The organism is Streptomyces sp. GbtcB7, assembly GCF_019091445.1.
Lineage (GTDB): Bacteria > Actinomycetota > Actinomycetes > Streptomycetales > Streptomycetaceae > Streptomyces > Streptomyces mirabilis.
Genome location: NZ_JAGXJM010000003.1, coordinates 349,111 through 375,914, shown reverse-complemented (window position 1 = coordinate 375,914; position 26,804 = coordinate 349,111). Strand labels below are relative to the sequence as shown.

At 68.7% G+C, this 26,804-nt stretch carries 21 protein-coding genes; 16 read left to right on the top strand and 5 right to left on the bottom strand.

Going from position 1 to position 26,804, the window contains the following annotated elements; all coding sequences use genetic code 11:
* Positions 1–329: 329 nt before the first annotated feature.
* Positions 330–1,094 carry an IclR family transcriptional regulator gene (locus tag KVT44_RS07035; protein WP_054231153.1) on the bottom strand — a complete coding sequence of 255 codons (765 nt, stop codon included), beginning with the start codon at positions 1,092–1,094 and terminating at the stop codon, positions 330–332.
* 269 nt (positions 1,095–1,363) lie between these two features.
* Here KVT44_RS07035 and metH point away from each other — a divergent pair, with 269 nt between their 5' ends.
* The 4 genes from metH (at position 1,364) to KVT44_RS07015 (ending at position 9,473) form a co-directional block, all read left to right on the top strand.
* A complete protein-coding gene (gene metH / locus KVT44_RS07030) occupies positions 1,364–4,891 on the top strand; it encodes a methionine synthase (protein ID WP_217566411.1) in 3,528 nt (1,175 codons plus the stop codon).
* Between the two features lie 137 nt (positions 4,892–5,028).
* Positions 5,029–5,730 (top strand): HAD family phosphatase, encoded by a 702-nt coding sequence (locus KVT44_RS07025; protein ID WP_054231155.1) that lies wholly within the window; start codon positions 5,029–5,031, stop codon positions 5,728–5,730.
* A gap of 445 nt (positions 5,731–6,175) precedes the next feature.
* The gene (locus tag KVT44_RS07020) at positions 6,176–7,783 is read left to right on the top strand and encodes an ABC transporter substrate-binding protein (RefSeq protein ID WP_217566410.1); all 1,608 of its coding nucleotides are present in this window, start codon (positions 6,176–6,178) and stop codon (positions 7,781–7,783) included.
* Positions 7,784–7,889: 106 nt separating this feature from the next.
* Complete coding sequence (locus tag KVT44_RS07015; protein WP_217566511.1) at positions 7,890–9,473, top strand: ABC transporter substrate-binding protein; 1,584 nt, start codon at positions 7,890–7,892, stop codon at positions 9,471–9,473.
* 135 nt (positions 9,474–9,608) lie between these two features.
* On the opposite strand, the gene KVT44_RS07010 is transcribed toward KVT44_RS07015, so the two are convergent.
* On the bottom strand, positions 9,609–10,283 hold the full coding sequence (locus tag KVT44_RS07010) for a response regulator transcription factor (protein ID WP_075027695.1): 675 nt from the start codon (positions 10,281–10,283) through the stop codon (positions 9,609–9,611).
* Between the two features lie 63 nt (positions 10,284–10,346).
* A complete protein-coding gene (locus KVT44_RS07005) occupies positions 10,347–11,339 on the bottom strand; it encodes a RecB family exonuclease (RefSeq protein ID WP_217566409.1) in 993 nt (330 codons plus the stop codon).
* Between the two features lie 187 nt (positions 11,340–11,526).
* On the opposite strand from KVT44_RS07005, the gene KVT44_RS07000 reads away from it, so the two are divergent.
* The 3 genes from KVT44_RS07000 to KVT44_RS06990 all read left to right on the top strand — a co-directional run bounded on the left by KVT44_RS07000 (position 11,527) and on the right by KVT44_RS06990 (position 14,955).
* Positions 11,527–13,155 (top strand): site-2 protease family protein, encoded by a 1,629-nt coding sequence (locus KVT44_RS07000; RefSeq protein WP_217566408.1) that lies wholly within the window; start codon positions 11,527–11,529, stop codon positions 13,153–13,155.
* A 52-nt stretch (positions 13,156–13,207) separates the two neighbouring features.
* Positions 13,208–14,110, top strand: coding sequence for a tRNA (adenine-N1)-methyltransferase (locus KVT44_RS06995; protein WP_054231160.1), 903 nt, complete (start codon positions 13,208–13,210; stop codon positions 14,108–14,110).
* A gap of 266 nt (positions 14,111–14,376) precedes the next feature.
* On the top strand, positions 14,377–14,955 hold the full coding sequence (locus KVT44_RS06990) for a hypothetical protein (protein WP_099923558.1): 579 nt from the start codon (positions 14,377–14,379) through the stop codon (positions 14,953–14,955).
* Positions 14,956–15,003: 48 nt separating this feature from the next.
* Here the strand turns inward: KVT44_RS06990 and KVT44_RS06985 are convergent, their stop codons facing one another.
* Positions 15,004–15,309: a ferredoxin gene (locus KVT44_RS06985; protein ID WP_054231162.1), complete on the bottom strand. Its 306-nt coding sequence runs from the start codon at positions 15,307–15,309 to the stop codon at positions 15,004–15,006.
* A gap of 253 nt (positions 15,310–15,562) precedes the next feature.
* On the opposite strand from KVT44_RS06985, the gene arc reads away from it, so the two are divergent.
* From arc to prcA, 6 genes are all read left to right on the top strand, one after another.
* Complete coding sequence (gene arc, locus KVT44_RS06980) at positions 15,563–17,329, top strand: proteasome ATPase (RefSeq protein ID WP_099923559.1); 1,767 nt, start codon at positions 15,563–15,565, stop codon at positions 17,327–17,329.
* A 234-nt stretch (positions 17,330–17,563) separates the two neighbouring features.
* Positions 17,564–19,075 (top strand): depupylase/deamidase Dop, encoded by a 1,512-nt coding sequence (gene dop, locus KVT44_RS06975; RefSeq protein WP_343323942.1) that lies wholly within the window; start codon positions 17,564–17,566, stop codon positions 19,073–19,075.
* A gap of 166 nt (positions 19,076–19,241) precedes the next feature.
* On the top strand, positions 19,242–19,460 hold the full coding sequence (locus tag KVT44_RS06970) for a ubiquitin-like protein Pup (RefSeq protein WP_075027689.1): 219 nt from the start codon (positions 19,242–19,244) through the stop codon (positions 19,458–19,460).
* Between the two features lie 5 nt (positions 19,461–19,465).
* Entirely contained in the window at positions 19,466–20,071 is a 606-nt protein-coding gene (locus KVT44_RS06965) for an endonuclease VII domain-containing protein (protein ID WP_217566407.1), read from the top strand.
* The gene (gene prcB / locus KVT44_RS06960; protein ID WP_099923560.1) at positions 20,023–20,868 is read left to right on the top strand and encodes a proteasome subunit beta; all 846 of its coding nucleotides are present in this window, start codon (positions 20,023–20,025) and stop codon (positions 20,866–20,868) included. The genes KVT44_RS06965 and prcB overlap by 49 nt, the downstream gene beginning before the upstream one ends.
* A gap of 58 nt (positions 20,869–20,926) precedes the next feature.
* On the top strand, positions 20,927–21,673 hold the full coding sequence (gene prcA / locus KVT44_RS06955) for a proteasome subunit alpha (protein ID WP_099923561.1): 747 nt from the start codon (positions 20,927–20,929) through the stop codon (positions 21,671–21,673).
* 194 nt (positions 21,674–21,867) lie between these two features.
* Here prcA and KVT44_RS06950 read toward each other — a convergent pair whose 3' ends face one another.
* On the bottom strand, positions 21,868–22,884 hold the full coding sequence (locus tag KVT44_RS06950; RefSeq protein WP_229888906.1) for a LacI family DNA-binding transcriptional regulator: 1,017 nt from the start codon (positions 22,882–22,884) through the stop codon (positions 21,868–21,870).
* A 123-nt stretch (positions 22,885–23,007) separates the two neighbouring features.
* On the opposite strand from KVT44_RS06950, the gene KVT44_RS06945 reads away from it, so the two are divergent.
* From KVT44_RS06945 to KVT44_RS06935, 3 genes are all read left to right on the top strand, one after another.
* Positions 23,008–24,267 carry an MFS transporter gene (locus KVT44_RS06945; protein ID WP_217566406.1) on the top strand — a complete coding sequence of 420 codons (1,260 nt, stop codon included), beginning with the start codon at positions 23,008–23,010 and terminating at the stop codon, positions 24,265–24,267.
* A 9-nt stretch (positions 24,268–24,276) separates the two neighbouring features.
* Positions 24,277–25,638 (top strand): Pup--protein ligase, encoded by a 1,362-nt coding sequence (pafA, locus tag KVT44_RS06940; RefSeq protein WP_054231169.1) that lies wholly within the window; start codon positions 24,277–24,279, stop codon positions 25,636–25,638.
* A 128-nt stretch (positions 25,639–25,766) separates the two neighbouring features.
* On the top strand, positions 25,767–26,774 hold the full coding sequence (locus KVT44_RS06935; RefSeq protein WP_217566405.1) for an FKBP-type peptidyl-prolyl cis-trans isomerase: 1,008 nt from the start codon (positions 25,767–25,769) through the stop codon (positions 26,772–26,774).
* Positions 26,775–26,804: the final 30 nt, after the last annotated feature.

Below are 26,804 nucleotides of genomic sequence, written 5' to 3'. Positions count from 1 at the left end.
TTTGTCCTTCGTCCAGGGGAAGGCGAACCCCGGGTCCCACCGGTGGTTCGCGCCCTCGGGGGTGAGGGCGATGCCGGCCCATGGCACTGTCACACTCTAACGCGTATTGCCGGTAGGTGTTCGACAATGCCGACCGATGGACGGGAGTCTTGCTCTGGCGTTACCAGCTCGTCAAGAGTTCCGTTATCGAAAACACGATCGTTATTGATCGCCCCGAGTTATCGATCTTGAGCGGCCCGGATAGCTCGCGCGTACATGCCAAAACAGGCCGGTACGTAGGACACGTACCGGCCTGTTGTCGTACGGGGTTCAGCTCGTCGTTCGGGGCGTCAGAACCGCCCGGCTCCCAGGTCCCGGGAGACCGCGCGGGCGCAGTCCCGCACCGCCGCGATCAGCTCGGGGCGCACCTCGCCGTCCCGGCAGATCCGCTCCACGGCTCCCGCGATGCCCACCGCGCCCACCGGCATGCGCCGCCGGTTGTGGATGGGTGCCGCGACCGAGGCGACGCCCGTCCATGTCTCCTCGACGTCGTCGGCGTACCCGCGCGCGCGGGTCAGGTCGAGGACCCCCTCGAACTGCTCCGGTTCGACCGTCGTGCGGGCCGTGAACGTCTTCCGCTCGGCCTCCAGGACCTCGCTGTGCGCCACCGGGTCGTAGGCCGACAGGACCTTGCCCAGGGCCGTGGAGTGCAGCGGCTGCATGGCCCCGACCTCCAGCACCTGACGGCTGTCGTCGGGCCGGAACACGTGGTGCACGATCAGTACGCCATGTTGGTGCAGCACGCCCAGGTAGACGCTCTCGCCACTGGAGCGGGCCAGGTCGTCGGTCCACACCAGCGCCCGCGCGCGCAGCTCGTGCACGTCGAGATAGGTGGTGCCGAGCCGCAGCAGCTCGGCGCCCAGCTGGTAGCGCCCCGAGACGCTGTCCTGTTCGACGAAGCCCTCCTGCTGGAGGGTGCGCAGTATGCCGTGGGCCGTGCCCTTGGCCAGGCCCAGCGAGGAGGCGATGTCGGACAGGCCGAGCTGCCGCTCGCCGCCCGCGAGGAGCCGCAGCATCGCCGCCGCCCGTTCGAGCGACTGGATGTTCCGTGCCATCGCCGTGCTGCCTCCGTCCCCTTCGACCGACAGCGTGCGCCTCCGCTACCGCCGTTCGGCAATGTCGAACACTACCGTTCGTTGCCGAGCTCCCGCTAATGGGTCGTCGCAACATGTTCGGTCTGTCTTAACACCCCGGACGCACCCACCACGCCCGTCCGCCCCGTGGACGGCCCTGACCCTGTGACGGTGCTCGGGCTACCCTGACGGCGTGCGCCTTCCATGGGAAGCGCAAAGCCGACAGCCGTCGCACTTCAGGGAGCACCTTCATGGCTTCGTTGCCGAACCCGTCCCTTTCGTCCGAGCTTGCCGAGAACCGGACCCGCATCGCAGCCCTCCGCGAGGCGCTCGCCGAGCGTGTCGTGGTGGCCGACGGCGCGATGGGCACGATGCTGCAGGCGCAGGATCCGACGCTGGAGGACTTCGAGAACCTCGAGGGCTGCAACGAGATTCTGAACATCACCCGCCCCGACATCGTCCGTTCCGTCCACGAGGCCTACTTCGAGGTGGGCGTGGACTGCGTGGAGACGAACACCTTCGGCGCCAACCACTCGGCCATGGCCGAGTACGAGATCTCCGACCGCGTGCACGAGCTGTCCGAGGCGGGCGCCCGCATCGCGCGCGAGGTGGCCGACGAGTTCGCCAGCCGCGACGGCCGCCGGCGGTGGGTGCTGGGCTCCATCGGCCCCGGTACGAAGCTGCCGACCCTCGGCCACATCGGCTTCCACACGCTGCGCGACGGCTTCCAGGCGAACGCCGAGGGCCTGATCGCCGGCGGCGCGGACGCCCTCATCGTCGAGACCACCCAGGACCTCCTCCAGACCAAGTCGTCCATCCTCGGCGCCCGCCGGGCCCTGGACGCGCTCGGGGCCGACGTGCCGCTGCTGGTCTCCCTCGCCTTCGAGACGACCGGCACGATGCTGCTGGGCTCGGAGATCGGCGCCGCGCTGACCGCGCTGGAGCCGCTGGGCATCGACATGATCGGCCTGAACTGCTCCACCGGCCCCGCCGAGATGAGCGAGCACCTGCGCTACCTCGCCCGGCACTCCCGCATCCCGCTGCTGTGCATGCCGAACGCCGGGCTGCCGATCCTCACCAAGGACGGGGCCTACTTCCCGCTGACCCCGCCCGAGATGGCGGACGCGCAGGAGACCTTCGTCCAGCAGTACGGCCTGTCCCTGGTCGGCGGCTGCTGCGGCAGCACCCCCGAGCACCTGCGCCAGGTCGTCGAGCGTGTGCGCGGGATGGCACCGGCGGAGCGGCGCCCCCAGCCGGAGCCGGGTGCCGCCTCCCTCTACCAGACCGTCCCGTTCCGCCAGGACACCGCGTACATGGCGATCGGCGAGCGCACCAACGCCAACGGCTCGAAGAAGTTCCGCGAGGCCATGCTGGAGGCCCGCTGGGACGACTGTGTGGAGATGGCCCGCGACCAGATCCGCGAGGGCGCCCACATGCTCGACCTGTGCGTCGACTACGTCGGCCGGGACGGCGTCGCGGACATGCGGGAGCTCGCCGGACGCTTCGCCACCGCCTCCACGCTGCCCATCGTGCTGGACTCCACCGAGGTCGACGTCCTGCGCGCCGGCCTGGAGAAGCTCGGCGGCCGGGCCGTCATCAACTCCGTCAACTACGAGGACGGCGACGGCCCCGAGTCCCGCTTCGCCAAGGTCACCCGGCTGGCGCAGGAGCACGGCGCCGCGCTGATCGCGCTGACCATCGACGAGGAGGGCCAGGCCCGTACCGTCGAGACCAAGGTCGCCATCGCCGAACGGCTCATCGAGGACCTGACGACGAACTGGGGCATCCACGAGTCGGACATCCTCATCGACGCCCTGACCTTCACCATCTGCACCGGCCAGGAGGAGTCCCGCAAGGACGGCATCGCCACCATCGAGGCGATCCGCGAGCTCAAGCGCCGCCGCCCCGAAGTCCAGACCACGCTGGGCCTGTCGAACATCTCCTTCGGTCTCAACCCGGCCGCCCGCATCCTGCTGAACTCGGTCTTCCTCGACGAGTGCGTCAAGGCGGGCCTGGACTCGGCGATCGTGCACGCGTCGAAGATCCTGCCGATCGCCCGCTTCACCGAGGAAGAGGTCCAGACAGCCCTGGACCTGATCCACGACCGCCGCGCCGAGGGCTACGACCCCCTCCAGAAGCTGATGGCGCTGTTCGAGGGTGCCACCACCAAGTCGCTGAAGGCGGGCAAGGCCGAGGAACTGGCCGCGCTGCCCCTGGACGAGCGACTCAAGCGGCGCATCATCGACGGCGAGAAGAACGGCCTCGAGGCCGACCTCGCCGAGGCCCTCCAGACCCGCCCCGCCCTCGACATCGTCAACGAGACGCTGCTCGACGGCATGAAGGTGGTCGGCGAGCTGTTCGGCTCCGGCCAGATGCAGTTGCCGTTCGTGCTCCAGTCCGCCGAGGTCATGAAGTCGGCGGTCGCCTATCTCGAACCGCACATGGAGAAGTCGGACGCCGAGGGCAAGGGCACCATCGTGCTGGCGACCGTGCGCGGCGACGTGCACGACATCGGCAAGAACCTCGTCGACATCATCCTGTCCAACAACGGCTACAACGTCGTCAACCTCGGCATCAAGCAGCCGGTCTCCGCGATCCTGGACGCGGCCGAGGAACACCGGGCCGACGTCATCGGCATGTCGGGCCTGCTGGTCAAGTCCACGGTGATCATGAAGGAGAACCTGGAGGAGCTCAACCAGCGCGGTCTGTCCGCCGAATACCCGGTCATCCTCGGCGGCGCCGCCCTCACGAGGGCGTACGTCGAGCAGGACCTGTACGAGATCTACGAGGGCGAAGTCCGCTACGCCCGGGACGCGTTCGAGGGCCTGCGCCTGATGGACGCGCTCATCGGGGTCAAGCGGGGCGTGCCGGGGGCCGTACTGCCGGAGCTCAAGCAGCGCCGGGTGCGGGCCACCGCCCCGACGGTCGTCGAGGAGCGCCCGGAGGAGGGCCACGTCCGCTCGGACGTCGCCGTCGACAACCCGGTGCCCACCCCGCCCTTCTGGGGCACCCGTGTCATCAAGGGCATCCAGCTCAAGGAGTACGCCTCCTGGCTGGACGAGGGCGCGCTGTTCAAGGGCCAGTGGGGCCTGAAGCAGGCCCGTGCGGGCGACGGACCGACGTACGAGGAACTCGTCGAGACCGAGGGCCGGCCCCGGCTGCGCGGACTGCTGGACAAGCTCCAGACCGACAACCTGCTCGAAGCGGCCGTCGTCTACGGCTACTTCCCCTGTGTGTCCAAGGACGACGACCTGATCATCCTGGACGAACAGGGCAACGAGCGCACCCGCTTCACCTTCCCGCGCCAGCGCCGCGGACGGCGGCTGTGCCTGGCCGACTTCTTCCGGCCGGAGGAGTCCGGTGAGCGGGACGTCGTCGGCCTCCAGGTCGTCACCGTCGGCTCCCGCATCGGCGAGGAGACGGCCAAGCTGTTCGAGGCGAACTCCTACCGCGACTACCTCGAACTGCACGGCCTGTCCGTGCAGCTGGCCGAGGCCCTCGCCGAGTACTGGCACGCCCGCGTCCGCTCCGAACTCGGCTTCGCCGGTGAGGACCCCTCGGCCATCGAGGACATGTTCGACCTCAAGTACCGCGGTGCCCGATTCTCCCTCGGCTACGGCGCCTGCCCCGACCTGGAGGACCGCGCCAAGATCGCCCGACTCCTGGAGCCCGAGCGCATCGGCGTCCACCTCTCGGAGGAGTTCCAGCTGCACCCCGAGCAGTCCACGGACGCGATCGTGATCCACCACCCGGAGGCGAAGTACTTCAACGCGAGGTGACGCGGCGCGAGGCGCATCACAGGGCCGTCACAACCAACAGGCGCTTCACCTGACGCCGTCGTACACTGGACGGTCCACAGCAGGCCGGTTCCCCCTGAGGGAACCGGCCTTCTCGTCCCTCAAGGAGGTGCGCCAGGATGACCACTACGGTTCCCGCGCTCGGTACCCGTACGGCCGAAGGCTCAGCGCTGCAGGCCGTGCTCCTGGACATGGACGGCACCCTGGTGGACACCGAGGGGTTCTGGTGGGATGTCGAGGTCGAGATCTTCCGGGCGCTCGGGCACACCCTCGACGACTCCTGGCGCCATGTGGTGGTCGGCGGACCCATGACCCGCAGCGCGGGCTTCCTGATCGAGGCCACCGGGGCCGACATCACGCTCGGCGAGCTCACGGTGCTGCTCAACGACGGTTTCGAGGACCGTATCGACCGGGCGCTGCCGCTGATGCCGGGGGCGGCCAGACTCCTCGCGGAGCTCGCCGCGCACGAGATCCCCACCGCCCTGGTCTCCGCCTCGCACCGGCGCATCATCGACCGTGTTCTGGCCTCCCTGGGCCCCCAGTACTTCGCGCTGACCGTCGCGGGCGACGAGGTGGAGCGGACCAAGCCCTTCCCCGACCCGTATCTGCTGGCGGCGTCCGGACTCGGCGCCGAACCGGCCCGGTGCGCCGTCATCGAGGACACCGCCACGGGCGTCGCCGCCGCGGAGGCCGCGGGCTGCCACGTGGTCGCCGTCCCCTCCGTCGCACCGATCGCCCCCGCCGTCCGGCGCACGGTCGTGACCTCCCTGGAAGAGGTCGACCTGCCATTTCTGCGTGGTCTGATGACGGAAATGCGCTAGGCGTTCACCCAGCGTGCATAACCGAATGTGCCGATAACCCCTGCGTATCCGCAGGTAAGGGCCCCGGACCTGCCGCGGGAAATTGATTCCGGGGCCGGATGGCCGAATTCCGGTACTCTCCCACCGAGTTGGGAGTGTGAGGTTCATCACCTGACAGGGGGTCGACATTCGGGCCGCCGTGTGCAGTGACCCCCCTTTCGGGGGTGGTCGACGTGCCCTTGTGTCCCGATTGGTGGAACGCTGCACTAATCCTTCCGCTGTCGGGTTATCGGTGCGTCCACGCCCGGTTTCGCAGCGTGATGGGAACTCAACTCCGGTCTCTGCGGGCCGTCCTGGTGGTGCGGACTAATGTCGTCGCGAGAACCTCGCCATAACCCCGGTGACTCGCCCGCACCACCCCTGCATGGCGGGTACACGGATACGACAGCTCTGGAGAAACTCGAGCATGAACCGCAAGACTTTGGTGCTGCCGGCCGTTGTCGGCTTGCTCGCCCCGGTGCTCGCCGCGTGTGGCGGTTCCAACAGCGGGGGAAGCGGCGGCGACGCGATCGTCGTGGGCACCACGGACCGGTTCACCGCATCGAAGGATGCCCCGGCTCCTCTCGACCCGGCGTACGCGTACGACGTCGGCACCTGGAACATCCTGCGCCAGACCGTGCAGACGCTGATGGTCCAGCCCCGCGGTGACGGCGACCCCCAGCCCGAGGCTGCCGAGAGCTGCGGTTTCACCGACTCCGGCAACGAGCGCTACGCCTGCACGCTGCGCGACGGACTGAAGTTCGCGAGCGGTGACCCGATCACCGCCAAGGACGTGAAGTTCTCGATCGACCGCGCCATGGCGCTCAAGGCCGACAGCGGTGTGTTCGCGCTGCTGTCCACCGTCGACACCGTGGAGACGCAGGGCGACCGCCAGGTGATCTTCCACCTGAAGACCGCGGACGCCACCTTCCCGTTCAAGCTGTCGACCCCGGTGGCCGGCATCGTGAACCCGAAGGACTACGAGAAGGGCAAGCTGCGCGACGGCTTCTCCGTCGACGGCTCCGGCCCGTACACCCTCCAGGCCGACGTCAAGAACGACGAGGCCGACAAGATCACCTTCACCAAGAACCCGAACTACAAGGGTCTGTTGAAGCCGAAGAACGACAAGGTCGAGATGCGCTCCTTCGAGAGCGCCGACGCCATGGGCGCCGCGCTCAACAAGGGCGACATCGACCTCATGACCCGCGCGATGACGCCGGCGCAGATCACCAAGCTCGGTGCCGCCGGTGCGACCGGCAAGATCGACCTGGTCGAGATGCCCGGCCTCGAGATCCGCTACCTCGGCTTCAACACCGACGACCCGACGGTGAAGAGCAAGGCCGTCCGCCAGGCCATGGCCGAGGTGATCAACCGCGGCGAGCTCGTCTCCAAGGTGTACGGCTCCCAGGCCGAGCCGCTGTTCTCGATGGTCCCGGCCACCATCACGGGTCACTCCAACTCGTTCTTCAACAAGTACGGCGACCCGAGCGTCTCCAAGGCCACCACGACGCTGAACAAGGCCGGCATCACCACCCCGGTGAAGCTCACCCTGCACTACACGACCGACCACTACGGCTCGGCCACCGCGCAGGAGTTCGAGGTGCTGAAGAAGCAGCTCAACGCCAGCGGCCTGTTCAGTGTCGAGATCAAGGGCGAGCCCTGGACGACGTTCCGTCCGGCCGAGAAGAAGAACGAGTACCAGGTCTACGGCATGGGCTGGTTCCCCGACTTCCCGGACGCCGACAACTACCTGGCGCCGTTCCTCGACAAGGACAACACCCTCGGCTCGCCGTACGTGAACTCCACGATCCGCGGCACGCTGATCCCGGAGTCCCGCCGCGAGGCCGACCGCCTCACCGCGTCGAAGAGCCTCACCGAGATCCAGGACAAGGTGGCCGACGACGTACCGCTCCTGCCGCTGTGGCAGGGCAAGCAGTACATCGCCGCGCGGGACGACATCACCGGCACCGAGTGGGCGCTCAACTCGTCCTCCACGCTTCAGCTGTGGGAGCTCGGCCGCGGTGTGAGCGGCTGACCGGTTCTTCACAGGGCGCCGGGTCCCGTGGACCCGGCGCCCGACCGCACGACCCGGCGTCCGCTCCACGTGGCGTTCCAGAGAAACAATGACAAGGCACCTCCTCGTGAACATGCGCAACCAGTGGCCAGTCCTGTCCGTCGCGACGGGGCTGGCCGCCGGTCTGCTCGCCGGCTGCGGCTCGCAGACGAGCGACACCGGCAGCACCGGCTCCTCCCTGGTGATGGGGATGTCCGACGACGTCCTGGCCACCGACCCGGCATCCGGCTACGACCCGGGGTCCTGGCTGTTGTTCAACAACGTCTTCCAGTCGTTGCTGAGCTTCCCCGACGGCGGTACGGAGCCGGTTCCCGAGGCGGCCAAGGAGTGCGCGTTCTCGGACGCCACGACCAAGGTCTACAAGTGCACGCTCCAGGACGGCCTGAAGTTCAGCAACGGTGACGCCCTCACCTCCGAGGACGTCAAGTTCTCCTTCGACCGCATCCTGAAGATCGACGACGCCTCCGGTCCGGCCGTCATGTTCCCCATGCTCGACACGGTCCAGACCCCGGACGCGAAGACCGTCGTCTTCAGGCTGAAGTACGCCGACGCCACCTTCCCCAGCAAGATCGCCTCCGGCGCCGGCTCGATCGTGGATCACCAGCAGTACGCGGACAACGGGCTGCGCAAGGACGACCAGGCGGTCGGCTCGGGCCCGTACAAGCTGGACTCCTTCGGCAAGGACCAGGCCGTCTTCTCGGTCAACGACAGCTACAAGGGCACCGCCAAGGTGAAGAACTCCGGCATCACGCTGAAGTTCTTCCACGGAGACCAGGCCGCCCTGAAGAAGGCGCTGCTGAACCACCAGGTCGACATCGCCTACCGAGGTCTCGCCGCCGACGACATCGCGGACATCAGCAACGACACCTCCACCGGCAGGGGCGTCAACGTCGTCGAGGGCACCAGCGCCGAAGTCCAGCACATGGTCTTCAACATGGACGACCCGGTCGCCGGCAAGCTCGGCGTGCGCAAGGCCATCGCCTATCTGCTCGACCGCGAGGCCCTGGTCAACAAGGTCTACGAGGACACCGCGACGCCGCTGTACTCGATCGTCCCGGCCGGTGTCACCGGCCACAACACGGCCTTCTTCGACCGCTACGGCGCCCGCCCCTCGAGGACGAAGGCCGCCGCCGCGCTCCGGGCCGAGGGCATCACCGGCAAGGTCAGGCTCACGCTCTGGTCGACCCCCTCGCGCTACGGCCCCGCCACCGACCAGGAGTTCAGGGCGATCGCCCAGCAGCTCAACGCCAGCGGGCTGTTCGACGCGACCGTGAAGTCCGTCGCGTACGACCAGTACGAGAAGGACATCGCCAAGGGCAAGTACGGCGTGTACGTGAAGGGCTGGGTGCCCGACTACCCGGACCCCGACAACTTCACGGCCCCCTTCTTCGGCAAGGGCAACGTGCTGAGCAACCACTACACGAACAGCACGATCACCGGGCGGCTCATCCCGAAGACGGCCGCCCAGAGCGACCGCTCCTCGACCGAAACCGAGTACGGCAAGATCCAGGACATCGTGGCCGAGGACCTCCCGGTCCTCCCGATCTGGCAGGCCAAGCAGTACGCGATCGTGCGGGACAACGTCTACGGCCTCGAGAACTGCCTCGACGCCTCGACGGTGTTCCGCTTCTGGGAGATCAGCAAGGACTGACTCCACCACCGCCGGTACCGACGCTGAGGGCGCCCTCTTCGTGGAAGGGGGCGCCCTCGGTCGTGCACTGGGACCCTCGGTCGAGCTCCGGGGACCCTCAGCCGAGCTCCTGGGGGAGTGCACGGGGTCCGGGGGTCACTGCTGTGCGCCCGGGCGCACCAACCCGCTCTCGTACGCGTACACCGCGGCCTGCACCCGGTCGCGCAGCCCCAACTTGGTGAGCACGTGGCCCACATGCGTCTTGACGGTGGTCTCGCTGACGAACAGGTCGGCGGCGATCTCCGCGTTCGACAGGCCGCGCGCCACCAGCTTCAGCACCTCGACCTCGCGCTCGGTCAGGGTGTGCAGTGTGTCGGGCACCGGCTCGTCGCCCGACGGCAGATGACCCGCGTACTTGTCGAGAAGCCGACGGGTGATGCTCGGCGCGAGCATCGCCTCGCCCGCGGCGACCACCCGGATCGCCTGCACCAGCTCATTGGCCGGCGCGTCCTTGAGGAGGAAGCCGCTGGCCCCGGCGCGCAGCGCCTCCACCACGTACTCGTCGAGGTCGAAGGTCGTCAGGACGAGCACCTTGGCCGGCCCGTCCCGCCCCGGACCGGTGATCTGCCGGGTCGCCTCCACCCCGTCCATCCTTGGCATACGGATGTCCATCAGAACCACATCGGGCTGCAGCGCACGTACCTGATCCAGTGCCTGCAGACCGTCACCGGCCTCGCCGACGACCGCGATGTCCTGCTCCGCCTCCAGAATCATCCGGAAGCCGGTACGCAGCAGCGGCTGGTCGTCGACCAGTAGGACGCGGATGGCCACGCAAGTCTCCTTGGAGTCTGTCCGGCGGACCAGGCCGGAGCTGAAAAACGCGCCGGACAGGCCCTAGTCCCGCCCCATTCTGCCCTGCTCGGTGACGGCGGAATCCGGCGCCCTGACCGGCAGCGGGTAGGGCGGGGGAGTACCGCCGAATTCCGGACATACCGCTTGGTGGTCGCACCAGCCGCAGAGCTTGGTGGGCCTCGGTCGCCAGTCGCCCGTCTCGGTAGCCTGCTGGATCGCCTCCCACAAAGCGAGCAGTTTGCGCTCGACCCGCTCCAGGTCCTCGATCATCGGGTCGTACGTCACCACGTCGCCGCTGCCGAGGTAGACGAGCTGGAGCCGGCGCGGGACCACCTGCTTCAGCCGCCACACCACCAGGGCGTAGAACTTCATCTGGAACAGCGCACCCTCGGCGTACTCCGGCCGCGGCGCCTTGCCCGTCTTGTAGTCGACGATCCGGACCTCACCCGTCGGGGCCACGTCGACGCGGTCGATGATGCCGCGCAGCTTCAGCCCGGAGTCGAGTCGGGCCTCGACGGACAGCTCACGCTCGGCGGGCTCCAGCCGCGTCGGGTCCTCGAGACTGAACCAGCGCTCCACCAGCTGCTCCGCCTCGCCGAGCCAGCGCGTCAACCGCTCGCCCTCGGGATCGTCGGCGAACAGCTCCACGACCTCCGGCCGCGTCTCGCGCAGCCGGTCCCACTGCCCCGGAATGAGTGACTTGGCGCGCGGAGCCGTCCGCTCCGCCGCCGGGGCGTCGAAAAGGCGCTCCAGCACCGCGTGGACCAGCGTGCCGCGGGTGGCCGCCTCGCTCGGCTTCTCGGGGAGTCTGTCGATCACCCGGAACCGGTAGAGCAACGGGCACTGCATGAAGTCGCCCGCCCGTGAGGGCGACAGCGAGCTCGGAGGCAGGGCCGGGCGGGCCGCGGGAACCGCCGCCGCGTCCGTCGCTTCGGCCACGGCGGCTTCGGCCACGGCGGCTTCGGCCACGGCGGCTTCGGCCGTGACGGCTTCGGTCGGCTCGGGCGGCAAGGCGCCCCCGGTGCTGGTTTCCATGTCCACAGACCTTACGGCCCGCCACTGACAGTGAGTGCACGGTCGGGGCTTGTGCGCGCTTGTGCGACGGAGCGGAAAACAGAGGGGGTGCCGGGGCGGAACGCGTCGCGACGGACGCATACCATCGACCCAGACCCTCCTGCTTCGCATGATCGGGAGCGGGAGACGCTTCGAACGAGGGGACATCGTGGACGAGAGCGGCGGGAGCGGGCAGCCGCGGTCCGGCACCGACGAAGCGACCGAGCGCCACGGGGAGCAGCGGGCCTCCTCGGCCCCGGCCGCGGAGGCCGCGCGCTCCGGACCGGAGCGCCCCGAGCACCCCACCGGGCCGACACCACCCACGGCAGCCCCGGGCACCTCCGAGGCCGCCCCGTCCCCCGACCGACCCCACGACCCCACCGACTCCGCCCGCGGGGCCGCGACGCACAGCGACCCTTCGAGCGGGGCCGAGGACGGGGCCGAGGTGACCGGCGCTTCCTCGGACCAGGCCGAGGCACCCGCCGGTTCCGGTTCCTCGGACGAGGCCGGGTCGTCCGCCCAGGACGCGCCCCACGGTTCCTCCGCCGGAGCCCACCCGCACCCCGAGCCCGAACACCCCCGAACCCTCGCCCACTCCGGAACCGGCACCGGTACCGGCAAGGCGCAGCCCCCGCGACGCGGCCGGGAACCCGGTGGCGGGCTGCTGATGGGGCGGCCGTTCGGCGTCCCGGTGTACGTGGCGCCCAGCTGGTTCCTCGTGGCCGCGCTGATCACCTGGGTGTTCGGCGGCCAGCTCGACCGCGTGCTGCCCGAACTCGGCGCCCTGCGCTACCTCGTGTCCCTCTTCTTCGCGGTCGCCTTCTACGCCTCCGTCCTCGTCCACGAGCTGGCCCACACCGTCGCCGCCCTGCGCTTCAAACTGCCGGTGCGCCGGATCCAGCTGCAGTTCTTCGGCGGCGTCTCGGAGATCGAGAAGGAGGCCGAGACCCCGGGCCGTGAGTTCGTGCTGTCCTTCGTCGGACCCCTGCTCTCCCTCGTCCTCTCGGGCCTCTTCTACCTCGCCATGCTGGCCGTCGAGCCCGGCACGGTGCCCGGCGTGCTGCTGGCCGGCCTGATGATCTCCAACCTCATCGTGGCCGCCTTCAATCTGCTCCCCGGCCTGCCCCTGGACGGCGGCCGCATGCTCCGCGCCGTCGTCTGGAAGATCACCGGCAGGCCGATGAGCGGCACGATCGCCGCCGCCTGGGTCGGCCGCGCCCTCGCCGTCTCCGTACTGATCGGGCTGCCCCTGCTCACCCAGTCCGGAGCGCTCGGCGCCACCCAGGACAACGTCGGCGGCATGGACACGGTCACCGACGCCCTGCTCGCCGCGATCCTCGCCGCGATCATCTGGACCGGCGCCGGCAACAGCCTCCGCATGGCCCGTCTGCGCGAGCACCTGCCCGAGCTGCGCGCCCGCTCACTCACCCGGCGCGCGGTCCCGGTCGAGACCAGCACCCCTCTCTCGGAGGCGCTGCGCCGTGCCAACGAGGCCGGCGCCCGCGCCCTGGTCGTCGTCGACGCCGACGGCGAACCGCTCTCCCTCGTCCGCGAGGCCGCCATCGTCGGCGTACCGGAGCACCGCCGCCCCTGGGTCGCCGTCAGCGGCCTCGCCCAGGACCTCACCGACGGCATGCGCGTCTCCGCGGAGCTCGCCGGCGAGGCCCTCCTGGACACCCTCCGTGCCACCCCGGCGACCGAGTACCTGGTGGTGGAGGACTCGGGCGAGATCTACGGAGTCCTCTCGGCGGCAGACGTCGAGCGAGCCTTCGTCAAGGCGATGGCCCGCCCGTCCTGAGCGCGGCCGGAACGTGGTCGGCGCCCCGCGCGGGGACCGGTAGGCTGGTCACATGTCCGAACCGACCGGTGCCGCCCGCAGGCGCGGGCCCTTCAAGGTCGGGGACCAGGTTCAGCTGACCGACCCCAAGGGCCGCCACTACACGTTCACGCTCGAGGCCGGGAAGAACTTCCACACCCACAAGGGTTCCTTCCCCCACGACGAGCTGATCGGCGCTCCCGAGGGCAGCGTTGTCCGCACCACGGGGAACGTCGCCTATCTCGCGCTGCGCCCCCTGCTCCCCGACTACGTCCTGTCCATGCCCCGCGGCGCCGCCGTGGTCTACCCCAAGGACGCGGGGCAGATCCTGGCCTTCGCCGACATCTTCCCCGGCGCGCGCGTCGTGGAAGCGGGCGTGGGCTCCGGCTCGCTCAGCAGCTTCCTGCTGCGGGCCATCGGCGACCAGGGCATGCTCCACTCCTACGAGCGCCGCGAGGACTTCGCGGAGATCGCCCAGCAGAACGTGGAGCGCTACTTCGGCGGCCCGCACCCCGCCTGGCAGCTCACCGTCGGCGACCTCCAGGACAACCTGTCCGACACCGATGTCGACCGCGTCATCCTCGACATGCTCGCCCCCTGGGAGTGCCTGGAGGCCGTCTCCAAGGCACTGGTCCCCGGCGGCATCCTGTGCTGCTACGTCGCCACCACCACCCAGCTCGCGCGGACCGTCGAGTCCATCCGTGAGATCGGTTCCTTCAACGAGCCGACCGCGTGGGAGTCGATGATCCGCAACTGGCACGTGGAGGGCCTGGCGGTCCGTCCGGATCACCGGATGATCGGCCACACCGGCTTCCTGCTCACCGCCCGCCGCCTCGCGGACGGCGTCGAGCCGCCCATGCGCCGCCGCCGCCCCGCCAAGGGCGCCTACGGCGAGGACTACTCCGGCCCGAACGCCGACGGCGGCTCAGGCCGCTGACCCGACCGGCGCGCACGCCGTCGACGTACTCAACGCACCACACCTGTGGCCGAGTTCCCGGAAGCACTCCGGAGCTCGGCCGCTGTGCGTTCCCGCGCGGGGGCCGCGGAACAGGTGGGCAACTCCGCCGCAAGCCCTTTCCGTTGACGTGCCGCGTTGACGCGCCGCCAGAAGTCCGGACCCCGCCGTTCCACCTCACTGTGACGTGTGGCACCATGCTGGCCACCCCACCCCCACCGTCACGGCCCTCCCAGGAGACGCTCCTAGTGCAGCAATCCGTCGTCCCGGAACTGGCACACACCCACACCCGCCCCATCCACTGGCTCGCCACGGCCACCGCCCTGGCCGGAGTCGTCGCCCTCTCCTCGGTCCTCCAGCCCGGCTCCGCGACGGCGGCCCAGCCCGGCCCCGAGGCCAAGTCCGCCCCGGCCGCGACAGCGCCCCCGGACCCCGCGGGCGTCACGTTCCCGATCGAGTGCGGGCCCCTCAAGGTCCTCGTGCAGAAGAAGGCGTCCGGAGACCTCGACGGCGACGGCAGCCCGGAGACGGTGGCCGTGGTCCGCTGCGACGCGGGCATCGGCACCCCGCCCAACGGCGTCTACGTCCTCACCCAGGGCGGGTCGGGAGCCAAGAAGCCCCGCGTCGTGGCCACCCTGGTCGACCCGAAGGACCGCCTCAACGTCACCGACTTCGCGGTGCGTGACGGCGCCGTCACGGCGACCCTGCTCGGCTACTCCTCTGCCGACGTGCCGAGTTGCTGCCCGGACGTGAAGGAGCAGGCCAAGTGGCAGTGGAAGAACGGCACGTTCATCCGCTCGACACCCTCCGGGGCACAGAACGCATGAGAAGCATGTGAGAAAAGAGACATGTCGTGACGCGGAGTGCCTTCCAGGTCACTCCGCGTCGGGACCGTAGACCTCGACCCTGTCCGAAACTCGACGTACGTGGATGCAGTCGCCCGGGCACTCCTTCGCGGAGTCGGCGACATCCCGCAGAAGCGTCAGCGGTACGGGCGTTGTGGCGCCCGGGGCCTGCAGGAGCTCGTCCTCGGCGCTCTTCACATAGGCCAGACCGTCGATGTCCAGCTCGAAGACCTCCGGCGCGTACTGGGCGCAGATACCGTCTCCGGTACAGAGATCCTGGTCGATCCAGACCTCGAGAGCCTCGCTGTCGCCTGGGGCCTCCTGCTGCACGGTCATTTCTCCTGCCGTTTCCTGCGTCGAGCGATCCGGAGACTGGGGAATCGGGCCAGCTCTGACGGGTGTTGAACATGTCGACCCTACCTCCGCCCGCTTCCCGACCGTGTTCGGTGGGTATTCCCCTGGCGTGAGGGAGAGCGCAAGGGTGAAGATCGGACACACCTCGACAGTCTTTGTGATCTAGGGGTTTCAATCGACACCCACCCAGGTAGGGTCTGGAAGCGTCCAGCTCCCCTTGGAGGAGGTGAGGACCGTGGCAGCCCACGACGACGACATGAACCGCGGCATCCGCCCGGGACGAGGGTCCGATGACCCTGCCGGGCAGGTTGCCTACCTTGAGCAGGAGATCGCCGTCCTGCGACGCAAGCTCGCCGACTCTCCGCGGCACACGAGGATTCTCGAAGAGCGGATCGTCGAGCTGCAGACCAACCTGGCCGGCGTGTCCGCACAGAACGAGCGGCTCGCCAACACGCTCCGTGAGGCCCGCGACCAGATCGTGGCCCTCAAGGAAGAGGTCGACCGGCTGGCGCAGCCACCGGCCGGCTTCGGTGTCTTCCTCGTGGCGAACGAGGACGGCACGGCGGACATCTTCACCGGGGGCCGCAAGCTCCGGGTGAACGTCAGTCCCAGCGTGGAGCTCGAAGAGCTCAGGCGCGGCCAGGAAGTGATGCTCAACGAAGCCCTCAACGTGGTCGAGGCCATGGAGTACGAGAGCGTCGGCGACATCGTCACCCTCAAGGAGATCCTCGAGGACGGCGAACGCGCCCTCGTGGTGGGGCACACCGACGAGGAACGGGTGGTACGGCTCGCCGAGCCGCTGCTGGACGTCACCATCCGTCCCGGAGACGCCCTGCTTCTCGAACCCCGTTCCGGCTATGTCTACGAAGTTGTCCCGAAGAGCGAGGTCGAGGAACTCGTCCTCGAAGAGGTGCCGGACATCGGCTACGAGCAGATCGGCGGCCTGGGAAACCAGATCGAACTGATCCGCGACGCGGTCGAGCTCCCCTACCTCTACCCCGACCTCTTCAAGGAGCACGAACTGCGGCCGCCCAAGGGTGTGCTGCTCTACGGGCCCCCCGGATGCGGCAAGACGCTCATCGCCAAGGCGGTCGCCAACTCGCTGGCCAAGAAGGTCGCCGAGGTCACCGGCCAGGCCACCGGCAAGAGCTTCTTCCTCAACATCAAGGGCCCCGAGCTCCTGAACAAGTACGTCGGCGAGACCGAGCGGCAGATCCGCCTCGTCTTCCAGCGTGCTCGTGAGAAGGCCAGCGAGGGCACCCCCGTCATCGTCTTCTTCGACGAGATGGAGTCCCTCTTCCGCACCCGTGGATCGGGCGTCAGCTCGGACGTGGAGAACACCATCGTCCCCCAGCTGCTCGCCGAGATCGATGGCGTGGAAGGCCTGGAGAACGTGGTCGTGATCGGCGCCTCGAACCGCGAGGACATGATCGACCCCGCGATCCTGCGCCCCGGACGACTCGATGTGAAGATCAAGATCGAGCGCCCGGACGCCGAGGCCGCCAAGGACATCTTCGCCAAGTACCTCACACAACGCCTCCCGCTGCACTCCGACGACCTCGGAGAGCACGGCGGGGACCGGGCGGCCACCGTCCACGGCATGATCCAGACCGCCGTGGAACAGATGTACGCCGAGTCCGAGGAGAACCGCTTCCTCGAGGTCACCTACGCCAACGGCGACAAGGAAGTCCTGTACTTCAAGGACTTCAACTCGGGCGCCATGATCGAGAACATCGTCGGCCGCGCCAAGAAGGCAGCGATCAAGGCCTTCCTCGAGCAGAACCAGAAGGGCCTTCGGGTCTCCCACCTCCTCCAGGCGTGCGTGGACGAGTTCAAGGAGAACGAGGACCTGCCGAACACCACCAACCCGGACGACTGGGCCCGAATCTCCGGAAAGAAGGGCGAACGGATCGTTTACATCCGTACGCTCGTCACCGGAAAGCAGGGCGCGGACACCGGACGCTCCATCGACACGGTGGCGAACACCGGGCAGTACCTGTAAAAGACAGGGCGGCTGCGGGTGCCCTCTACGGGTACCCGCAGCCGACTGCTTTCCGGGGCACGGTTGGAGCAGAGCAATGACGCAAATGATCTCCCCACCAGCGCAGAGGCGTTCTAGGCTCTTTCGTACCGCCGAGTCGCGCGTTGCGGGGACGGGCACCGCACACGCACCGGAGCACCAGCGGTACTTGAGCAGCGCCCCCGACCGAGGGCGCCGCCGGGCAAGGAGGGCCGCATGACCGTACGGCGAGTAATGGGCATCGAGACGGAGTACGGGATCTCCGTCCCCGGCCACCCCAACGCCAATGCCATGCTCACCTCGTCCCAGATCGTCAACGCGTACGCGGCGGCGATGCACCGGGCGCGCCGCGCCCGCTGGGATTTCGAGGAGGAGAACCCGCTGCGGGACGCGCGAGGCTTCGACCTCGCCCGCGAGGCCGCCGACTCCAGCCAGCTCACCGACGAGGACATCGGCCTGGCCAATGTCATCCTCACCAATGGCGCACGGCTGTATGTGGACCACGCGCACCCGGAGTACAGCGCTCCCGAGGTCACCAACCCGTGGGACGCCGTCCTGTGGGACAAGGCCGGCGAGCGCATCATGGCGGAGGCCGCGGAGCGCGCGGCCCAGCTCCCCGGCGCCCAGCCGATCCACCTCTACAAGAACAACACCGACAACAAGGGCGCCTCGTACGGCACGCACGAGAACTACCTGATGAAGCGGGAGACCCCCTTCTCGGACATCGTGCGCCACCTCACGCCGTTCTTCGTCTCACGCCAGGTCGTCACCGGAGCGGGCCGCGTCGGTATCGGCCAGGACGGGCACGAGCACGGCTTCCAGCTCAGTCAGCGCGCGGACTACTTCGAGGTCGAGGTCGGCCTCGAGACCACGCTCAAGCGCCCCATCATCAACACCCGCGACGAGCCGCACGCGGACGCCGAGAAGTACCGCAGGCTGCACGTGATCATCGGTGACGCGAACCTGTCGGAGATCTCGACCTATCTCAAGCTGGGCACGACCGCCCTGGTCCTGTCCATGATCGAGGACGGTTTCATCGCCGTCGACCTGGCCGTCGACCAGCCCGTGCGCACGCTGCACCAGGTCTCGCACGACCCCACGCTGAAGCGGCTCGTCACGCTGCGCAGCGGACGCACGCTGACCGCGGTGCAGCTCCAGATGGAGTACTTCGAGCTGTCGCGCAAATACGTGGAGGAACGCTTCGGGGCGGACGCCGACGACCAGACCAAGGACGTCCTGGCCCGCTGGGAGGACACTCTCAACCGCCTGGAGAACGACCCGATGAGCCTCTCAGGGGAGCTCGACTGGGTCGCCAAGCGGGAGCTCATGGAGGGCTACCGGCGCCGTGACGGCCTCGACTGGGACGCGGCACGGCTGCACCTGGTCGACCTCCAGTACGCCGACGTACGGGCCGAGAAGGGCCTGTACAACCGTCTGGCGGCGCGCGGCAAGATGAAGCGGCTCCTGGACGAGCGAGACGTCGAGCGGGCCCGTACGAAGCCGCCCGAGGACACCCGTGCGTACTTCCGCGGGCGCTGTCTGGAGCAGTACGCGGACGATGTGGCGGCGGCATCCTGGGACTCGGTGATCTTCGATCTGCCGGGCCGGGACTCGCTCCAGCGCGTCCCAACCCTGGAGCCGCTTCGCGGAACGCGTAATCACGTCAAGGAGCTCCTCGACCGCTGCCGTACGGCGGAAGACCTGGTCAGGGTCCTGTCGGGCGGCTGACCGGGCCGCCAGGGGCATCGGAGCCCGGGCGGCACAACGGGGTGGAAAGACGCGACGTCCGGGAATCATCGAGGTGGCTCCCGGACGTTGTAGCAACTGCGGGGCCGATGTCGGACCCTGCTTGTAGGGTCTGATCAAGAACGTCGAACCGAGCGGGGTGAGGGTTATGGCGACCAAGGACACCGGCGGCGGACAGCAGAAGGCGACGCGTTCCACCGAGGAGGTCGAGGAGACGGCGCAAGACGCGCAGGTCTCCGAGGACCTCAAGGAGCGCCAGGAGAAGCTGAGCGACGACGTCGACTCCGTACTGGACGAGATCGACGACGTACTCGAGGAGAACGCCGAGGACTTCGTTCGGTCATTTGTGCAAAAAGGCGGACAGTAAGGGGCATGTCGGACTCGCTCGAAGCGAAGCGGTGTACCGGATGTGGGCAAGAGTTACCGCTTGCTTCGTTCGCTGCCGACAGCAACCGGCGTGACGGCCTGCAGGTGCGGTGTCGGGAGTGCGTGGCGGAATATTCTGCCGCGCACTACCGGCGGCGCAGGGAAGCGCTCGGCAAGACGGTGCGCGAGAAGGTGGAAGTCCCCGCGGGGCACAAGCTGTGCCGAACCTGTGGGGAGGTGAAGCCGCATAGCGAGTGGCATCGAAACTCGTCGGCGTCGGACGGCCTGTCCACCCGGTGTAAGGCGTGCAGGGCCATCAGGGGGCGCGAGGATCACCTGAAGCGTCAGTACGGCCTCACCGAAGCCGAGCGTGACGAGATGGTCGCCTCTCAAATGGGGCTCTGCGTGATCTGTTTGAAAGCTCCTGCAGTTCATGTGGATCACTGCCACGAGACGGGTAGGGTCCGTGGCGTACTGTGCTTCAACTGCAATTCGGCCATCGGCAAGTTGGGAGATGATCCCGACGCTGTTCGTCGGGCTGCCGCCTACTTGGAAGGATCCCCGTGGAAGCCAACACTCGTAGCACCGGGCGTCTACCGGCTGCCTTCCTGACGCCCGGCTCGTCGTCCTTCATGGACTTCCTGTCCGAGCACCAGCCGGAGATGCTGCCGGGCAAGCGGCAGCTACCGCCCGTCCAGGGCGTGATCGAGGCCCCGCACGGCACGACCATCGTCGCCGTCACGTTCCCCGGCGGAGTGGTCCTCGCCGGCGACCGCCGGGCCACCATGGGCAACATGATCGCTCAGCGCGACATCGAGAAGGTCTTCCCGGCCGACGAGTACTCGGCGGTGGGCATCGCCGGTACGGCCGGTCTGGCCGTCGAGATGGTGAAGCTGTTCCAGCTGGAGCTGGAGCACTTCGAGAAGGTCGAGGGCGCCACGCTCTCCCTGGAGGGCAAGGCGAACCGGCTCTCCACCATGATCCGTTCCAACCTCGCCATGGCCATGCAGGGCCTCGCCGTGGTCCCTCTCTTCGCGGGTTTCGACGTGGACCGCGACAAGGGCCGCATCTTCTCCTACGACGTCACAGGCGGCCGCTCCGAGGAGCACGGCTACGCCTCCACCGGCTCCGGCTCGATCTTCGCGCGCGGTGCCATGAAGAAGCTCTACCGCGACGACCTGACCGAAGAGCAGGCCACGACCCTCGTCATCCAGGCGCTGTACGACGCGGCCGACGACGACTCGGCGACCGGTGGTCCCGACGTCGCCCGCCGGATCTACCCGATCGTCACCGTGATCACCGAGGACGGCTTCCGCAGGCTCACCGACGACGAGTCCTCCGACATCGCTCGCGCGATTCTGGAGCGGCGTCTGGAGCAGCCGGACGGTCCGCGGGCCGCTCTGCTCTGAGCCCGGCTCCTTTTGCCAAGGTGACCCAGTGACTTCGACAGAAAGGGACGGATAACCGGTGTCGACGCCGTTCTATGTCTCACCCCAGCAGGCCATGGCCGACCGGGCGGAGTACGCCCGTAAGGGCATCGCCCGCGGTCGCAGCCTCGTTGTGCTGCAGTACGCCGACGGCATTGTGTTCGTCGGCGAGAACCCGTCCCGTGCGCTGCACAAGTTCAGCGAGATCTACGACCGGATCGGTTTCGCGGCCGCCGGCAAGTACAACGAATACGAGAATCTGCGGATCGGCGGCGTGCGCTATGCCGATCTGCGGGGTTACACCTATGACCGTGATGATGTGACCGCCCGGGGTCTGGCGAATGTGTACGCACAGACGCTGGGCACGATCTTCTCCTCGGCCGCCGAGAAGCCGTACGAGGTGGAGCTCGTTGTCGCCGAGGTGGGGGACACCCCCGAAGGCGACCAGATCTATCGGCTGCCGCACGACGGGTCCATCGTGGACGAGCACGGGTCCGTCGCGGTGGGTGGCAATGCCGAGCAGATCAGCAGTTACCTGGACCAGCGCCACCAGGACGGGATGTCGCTGGCGGAGGCGCTGAAGCTGGCCGTGCAGTCGCTGTCGCGGGAGCCGAACGGGGGCGAGCGGGAGATCCCCGCGGAGCGCCTGGAGGTCGCGGTCCTGGACCGTACGCGTCCGCAGCAGCGCAAGTTCAGGCGGATCGTCGGGCGTCAGCTGGGCCGGCTGCTGGAGGAGGGCGGCGCGGAGACCGCCACGGAGGCCGAGGACGCCGAAGACGAGGAGTGACAGTTGGTCTTTGCCCTGCCTGCCGGGTGCCGGTGGGTGGGGCGGGGCAGGGCCGGTACATCAGCCCGTCGCCGCCGGATCGGACGTTGCCCTATGGGGAGCCGTTTCCAGATCCGGGCATAGGCGACGGGCTTTGATGTACCGGCACGGCCCCTTTCGTGCGTCGGCGGCTGCGGGCGCGGGGGGCGAGTGGTCTATGGGGCGCTCGGTGGGGCCGTGGAGCCTCGTACGACCAGTTGCACAGGGATGTCGTCGGTGGGTGGGGTACGGCCGTCCAGGACGGCCAGGAGGGCTTCCATGCCGCGTTCGCCGAAGCGTTCCGCGTCCAGGCGGACGGTGGTCAGCTCCGGGTCGATGGCCTGGGCCAGGGCCAGGTCGTCCAGGCCCGTGACGGAGAGGTCCTCGGGGATGCGCAGGCCCAGGCGGCGGGCGGCCTTGTAGGCGCCGGCCGCCAGTTTGTCGTCGTCGCAGACCAGGGCGGTGGGGCGGGGGCCGGGGGCGGCCAGGGCCGATCCCGCGGCGGCCACCGCGTCCTCGATGGAGATCGGGGCCCGGGTCGTGCGGAGGTCCGTGCCGGGGACCTCGGACAGGCGCTCGGCCAGTTCCCGGGCGCGTACCTCGAAGGTCCAGGACGGGATGTCCGCCGCGAGATGGAGGAAACGGCGGTGGCCCAGGGACAGGAGGTGCTCGGCCACCTGTCGTACGCCGTCCGTGATGTCGAGGTTGACGGTCGCCGCGCCCAGGCTGCCCTCGGGGTCGCTGTCGAGCATCACCAGGGGGAGTTGGTCGCCCCGGATGGCGCTCAGGGCGTCCGCGGCCATGGAGGAGGCGATGACGCCGTCCAGGGCGGCAGCCGCGGAGCCGAACGGGTCACGGGCGGGGCCGATGCCCTCGGGGGAGGGGTACAGGACCACGCCGAAGCCGTGTTCCGCCGCGACGCGGGCCGCGCCGGTGTAGACCCCGGCGAAGAACTCGGTGGTCAGCGCCGGGACCACCAGGAGGACCGTACGGGTGCGGCCCAGGCGGAGGTTGCGGGCGGCCAGGTTCGGGCGGTAGCCGAGCTCCTGGGCGGCCTCGCGGACGCGTTCCGCGGTCGTCTCGGAGACCCGGCCGCGCCACTTGTCGCCCAGCACGAGGGAGACCGCGGCCTGGGACACCCCGGCGGCCTGGGCGACGTCACGGCTCGTCGGGCGGGTGCTACCTCGTGCCACCGGCGACCTGCTCCTTCGTCTGGACTCGCGGACTGGGCACATGGTACGTATGACACAGGGCGTTATACGTAAAACCTCGTGTGCATGACCATCGGGCGTCACGCGCTACCGGAAGGGCATGACATGGCTGCGGGATACCTGGAGATCCTCAGGGCGAGGCACGCCGCACGGCTGCTGGCCGGCACGCTCACCGGGCGGCTGCCGAACGCCACCGCCGCGATCGCCGTCGTGCTATTCGTCCGGGCTGAGGGCGGGACGTACAGCCTGGCCGGTGCGCTCGCGGCCGTCTACGGGGTGGGCAACGCCGTGGGGCAGCCGCTGCTCGGGCGGCTCGTGGATCTGTACGGGCAGCCGCGCGTCCAGTTGCCGGCCGCGCTCGTCTCGGCCCTCGGGATGGGCGTCTTCGCCTTCTCGGGCACCGACCCGCTGCCGGTGGCGTACCTCTCGGTGGTCGTCGCCGGGCTCTTCACGCCGCCCCTGGAGGGCGGTCTGCGGGCGCTGTGGCCCTCCGTGCTGCGCCGGGAGGAGCAGGTGCACACCGCGTACGCGATGGACGCCGTGGCGCAGGAAGTCATGTTCACCGTCGGACCGTTGCTGCTGACCCTGTGTGCCTCGCTCTGGTCCGCCCGGGCGGCGCTGCTGATCCTGAACGTCGTCGGGGTGCTGGGCGCCCTCTCCGTGGTCCTCTCGCCACCCTCGCGCGCGTGGCGTTCGGCACCGCGCGAGGCGCACTGGCTCGGCGCGTTGCGCTCACCCGGGCTGCTGGCGCTGCTCGGCGCGTTCCTGTTCGTGGGGATCGCGCTCGGCTCGATCACGGTCGCCGCGGTGTCGTACGCCGACGACCACGGCGGCGACGCGGTGTACGGCTGGCTGATGGCGGCCGTGGGGCTCGGGGCCCTCGTCGGTGGGACGGCGTACGGGGCGCGGCGGTGGAGCGGAGCGCCCGAGCGGCGACTGCGGGTGCTGGTCGCCCTTCTGGCGGTGTGTTATCTGCCACTCGTGCTGATGCCGGGCGTGGTCGCCATGACGGCCCTCGCGGCGCTCGCCGGGGTCTTCCTGGCGCCCTGCATCGCCTGCGCCTTCATCATCGTCGACCGGCACGCGCCGAGGGGCACCGTCACCGAGGCGTTCTCCTGGCTTGTGACGACGTTCACCGTGGGCGCGTCGGTCGGAACGGGCCTCGCGGGCCCGGTCGTCGAGTGGGGCGGGGCGGTGTGGGGCTTCGCCCTGCCGGGTGCCGCGGGTGCCGCCGCACTGGTGGTTCTGCTGGCCACGGGGCGGGTCCTCGCAGCTACCGGGGACGGTGCGGTCGTTGCGGTCTCATCGGAAAATGATCCAAACCGTGCCGTCGAACCCCGTTTCAGCTCGGGGGATCGGGCGTAATGTTCAGTCATGGACCGCCGCATTTTCGGGCTGGAGAACGAGTACGGCGTCACGTGTACGTTCAGGGGACAGCGCCGCCTGTCTCCCGACGAGGTGGCGCGGTACCTCTTCCGCCGTGTCGTGTCATGGGGCCGCAGCAGCAATGTCTTTCTGCGGAACGGTGCCCGCCTCTATCTCGACGTGGGATCACATCCGGAATACGCGACACCCGAATGTGACAACGTGACGGAACTCGTCACCCACGACAAGGCCGGCGAGCGCATTCTCGAAGGACTCCTGGTCGACGCCGAACGACGCCTGCACGAGGAAGGAATCGCGGGCGACGTCTATCTGTTCAAGAACAACACCGACTCGGCGGGCAACTCCTACGGGTGCCACGAGAACTATCTGGTGGCCCGGCACGGGGAGTTCTCCCGGCTCGCGGACATTCTCATTCCCTTCCTGGTCACCCGGCAGCTGCTGTGCGGTGCCGGCAAGGTGCTGCAGACTCCGCGCGGCGCCGTGTACTGCGTGAGCCAGCGCGCCGAGCACATCTGGGAGGGCGTCAGCTCGGCGACGACCCGCTCCCGGCCGATCATCAACACCCGCGACGAACCGCACGCCGACGCCGAGCGCTACCGGCGGCTGCACGTCATCGTCGGTGACTCGAACATGTCCGAGACGACGATGCTCCTCAAGGTCGGCGCCACCGACCTGGTACTGCGCATGATCGAGGCCGGTACGGTCATGCGCGACCTCACCCTGGAGAACCCCATTCGGGCGATCCGTGAGGTCAGTCACGACATCACGGGCCGGCGCAAGGTGCGTCTGGCCAGCGGCCGGGAGGCCTCCGCGCTGGAAGTGCAGCGGGAGTACTTCGAGAAGGCCGTGGACTTCTGCGAGCGCCGCGGCATCCGCACCGGCACGGTCGAGCAGGTGCTCGAACTGTGGGGCCGCACGCTCGACGCGATCGAGGCCGAGGACCTCGACCGGATCGGTACCGAAATCGACTGGGTGATGAAGTACAAGCTCATCGAGCGGTACCGGGCCAAGCACAACATGACGATGTCGCATCCCCGGGTCGCGCAGATAGACCTCGCATATCACGACATCCACCGGCGTCGTGGTCTGTACTACCTGCTGGAGAGGAAGGGACAAGCCACCCGGATCTGCAACGATTTGAAGATCTTCGAAGGCAAGTCCGTGCCGCCGCAGACCACTCGGGCCCGGCTGCGCGGCGACTTCATCCGGCGCGCTCAGGAGCAGCGCCGCGATTTCACCGTCGACTGGGTCCACCTCAAGCTCAACGACCAGGCACAACGCACGGTGTTGTGCAAGGACCCGTTCCGTTCGGTCGACGACCGGGTGGAGAAGCTGATCGCGGGAATGTGAGCGCTGAGTTCCGGGTGTGATGGCGGAACGCAACGCGGGGCGCCGTACGTTTTCCGTACGGCGCCCTTCTCACGTCGTAGAGTTGCGCGCACGCCATCAACCAAGATCGATCGATAGAGGCCCTCACCGTGCGCCGACGCTCCCTCATGATTGCCGTACCCGCCGGACTGGTCACGCTCGCCGGATGCGGTGACGACAAGTCGGACAAGGCCAAGTCCAGCACCAGTAGCCCGTCCCCGTCGGCCGCCGCGTCCGCCTCGGCGGCGCCGCCGCCGAAGATCGTCGACGGTCCGCTGCCGGCGATCACGGCCGGGACGAAGTTCGGTGAGAAGCCGACCGTGGCCAAGGGCAGCGGCTCCCCGTCGAAGGATCTGGCGGTCAAGACGGTCATCGCGGGCGGCGGCAAGACGGTCGCGGAGAACGACTACATCCAGGCCAACTACCTCGGCCAGATCTGGGACACCGCCAAGGTCTTCGACAACTCCTACGACCGTAAGACGCCGCTGGTCATCCAGCTCGCGCAGGGCGGCATCATCGACGGCTGGCGCTATGGCCTGGTGGGCAAGAAGGTCGGCAGCCGCGTCGAGATGTCCGTGCCGCCCACCTGGGGCTACGGCACGCAGGGCAACACGCAGGGGGGCATCAAGGGCACCGACACGCTGGTGTTCGTCGTCGACATCGAGAACACCTTCAACGCGAAGAGCTCCGCCCAGGGCAAGGAGGTCGCACAGAGCGACGCCGCCCTCCCGAAGGTCGGCACCAACACCGACGGCAAGGCCCCCTCCATCGACGTGCCGAAGGCGACGGCCCCGACGAAGCTCGTGGCGAACTACGTCCTCGAGGGCGACGGCGACGAGGTCAAGGCGGACAGCAGCGTCCTGGTGCAGTACAAGGGCGTGCTCTGGGACACCGGCAAGGAGTTCGACTCGACGTACACCAGCGGTCGGCTGGCGTCGTTCTCGCTGCAGCAGGTCGTCAAGGGCTGGGCGCAGGGCCTGACCGGCAAGAAGGTGGGCAGCCGCGTCCTCATCGTCATTCCGCCGGCGCTGGGCTACGGCAACAACCCGCCGAGCGGCAGTGGCATCAAGAAGGACTCCACCCTGGTGTTCTCGGTGGACATCCTGGCCAAGATGTAACGCGTTGCGGGATGTGAGACTGTCGGTGTT

Coding starts and splice junctions, on each gene's coding strand:
- KVT44_RS06970 (WP_075027689.1), top strand. CDS start 19,242: ATGGCGACCAAGGACACCGGCGGCGGACAGCAGAAGGCGACGCGTTCC.
- KVT44_RS06945 (WP_217566406.1), top strand. CDS start 23,008: ATGGCTGCGGGATACCTGGAGATCCTCAGGGCGAGGCACGCCGCACGG.
- pafA (WP_054231169.1), top strand. CDS start 24,277: ATGGACCGCCGCATTTTCGGGCTGGAGAACGAGTACGGCGTCACGTGT.
- KVT44_RS06995 (WP_054231160.1), top strand. CDS start 13,208: ATGTCCGAACCGACCGGTGCCGCCCGCAGGCGCGGGCCCTTCAAGGTC.
- KVT44_RS07035 (WP_054231153.1), bottom strand. CDS start 1,094: ATGGCACGGAACATCCAGTCGCTCGAACGGGCGGCGGCGATGCTGCGG.
- KVT44_RS07005 (WP_217566409.1), bottom strand. CDS start 11,339: ATGGAAACCAGCACCGGGGGCGCCTTGCCGCCCGAGCCGACCGAAGCC.
- KVT44_RS07020 (WP_217566410.1), top strand. CDS start 6,176: ATGAACCGCAAGACTTTGGTGCTGCCGGCCGTTGTCGGCTTGCTCGCC.
- KVT44_RS06965 (WP_217566407.1), top strand. CDS start 19,466: ATGTCGGACTCGCTCGAAGCGAAGCGGTGTACCGGATGTGGGCAAGAG.
- metH (WP_217566411.1), top strand. CDS start 1,364: ATGGCTTCGTTGCCGAACCCGTCCCTTTCGTCCGAGCTTGCCGAGAAC.
- dop (WP_343323942.1), top strand. CDS start 17,564: ATGACCGTACGGCGAGTAATGGGCATCGAGACGGAGTACGGGATCTCC.
- KVT44_RS07025 (WP_054231155.1), top strand. CDS start 5,029: ATGACCACTACGGTTCCCGCGCTCGGTACCCGTACGGCCGAAGGCTCA.
- KVT44_RS06985 (WP_054231162.1), bottom strand. CDS start 15,309: ATGACCGTGCAGCAGGAGGCCCCAGGCGACAGCGAGGCTCTCGAGGTC.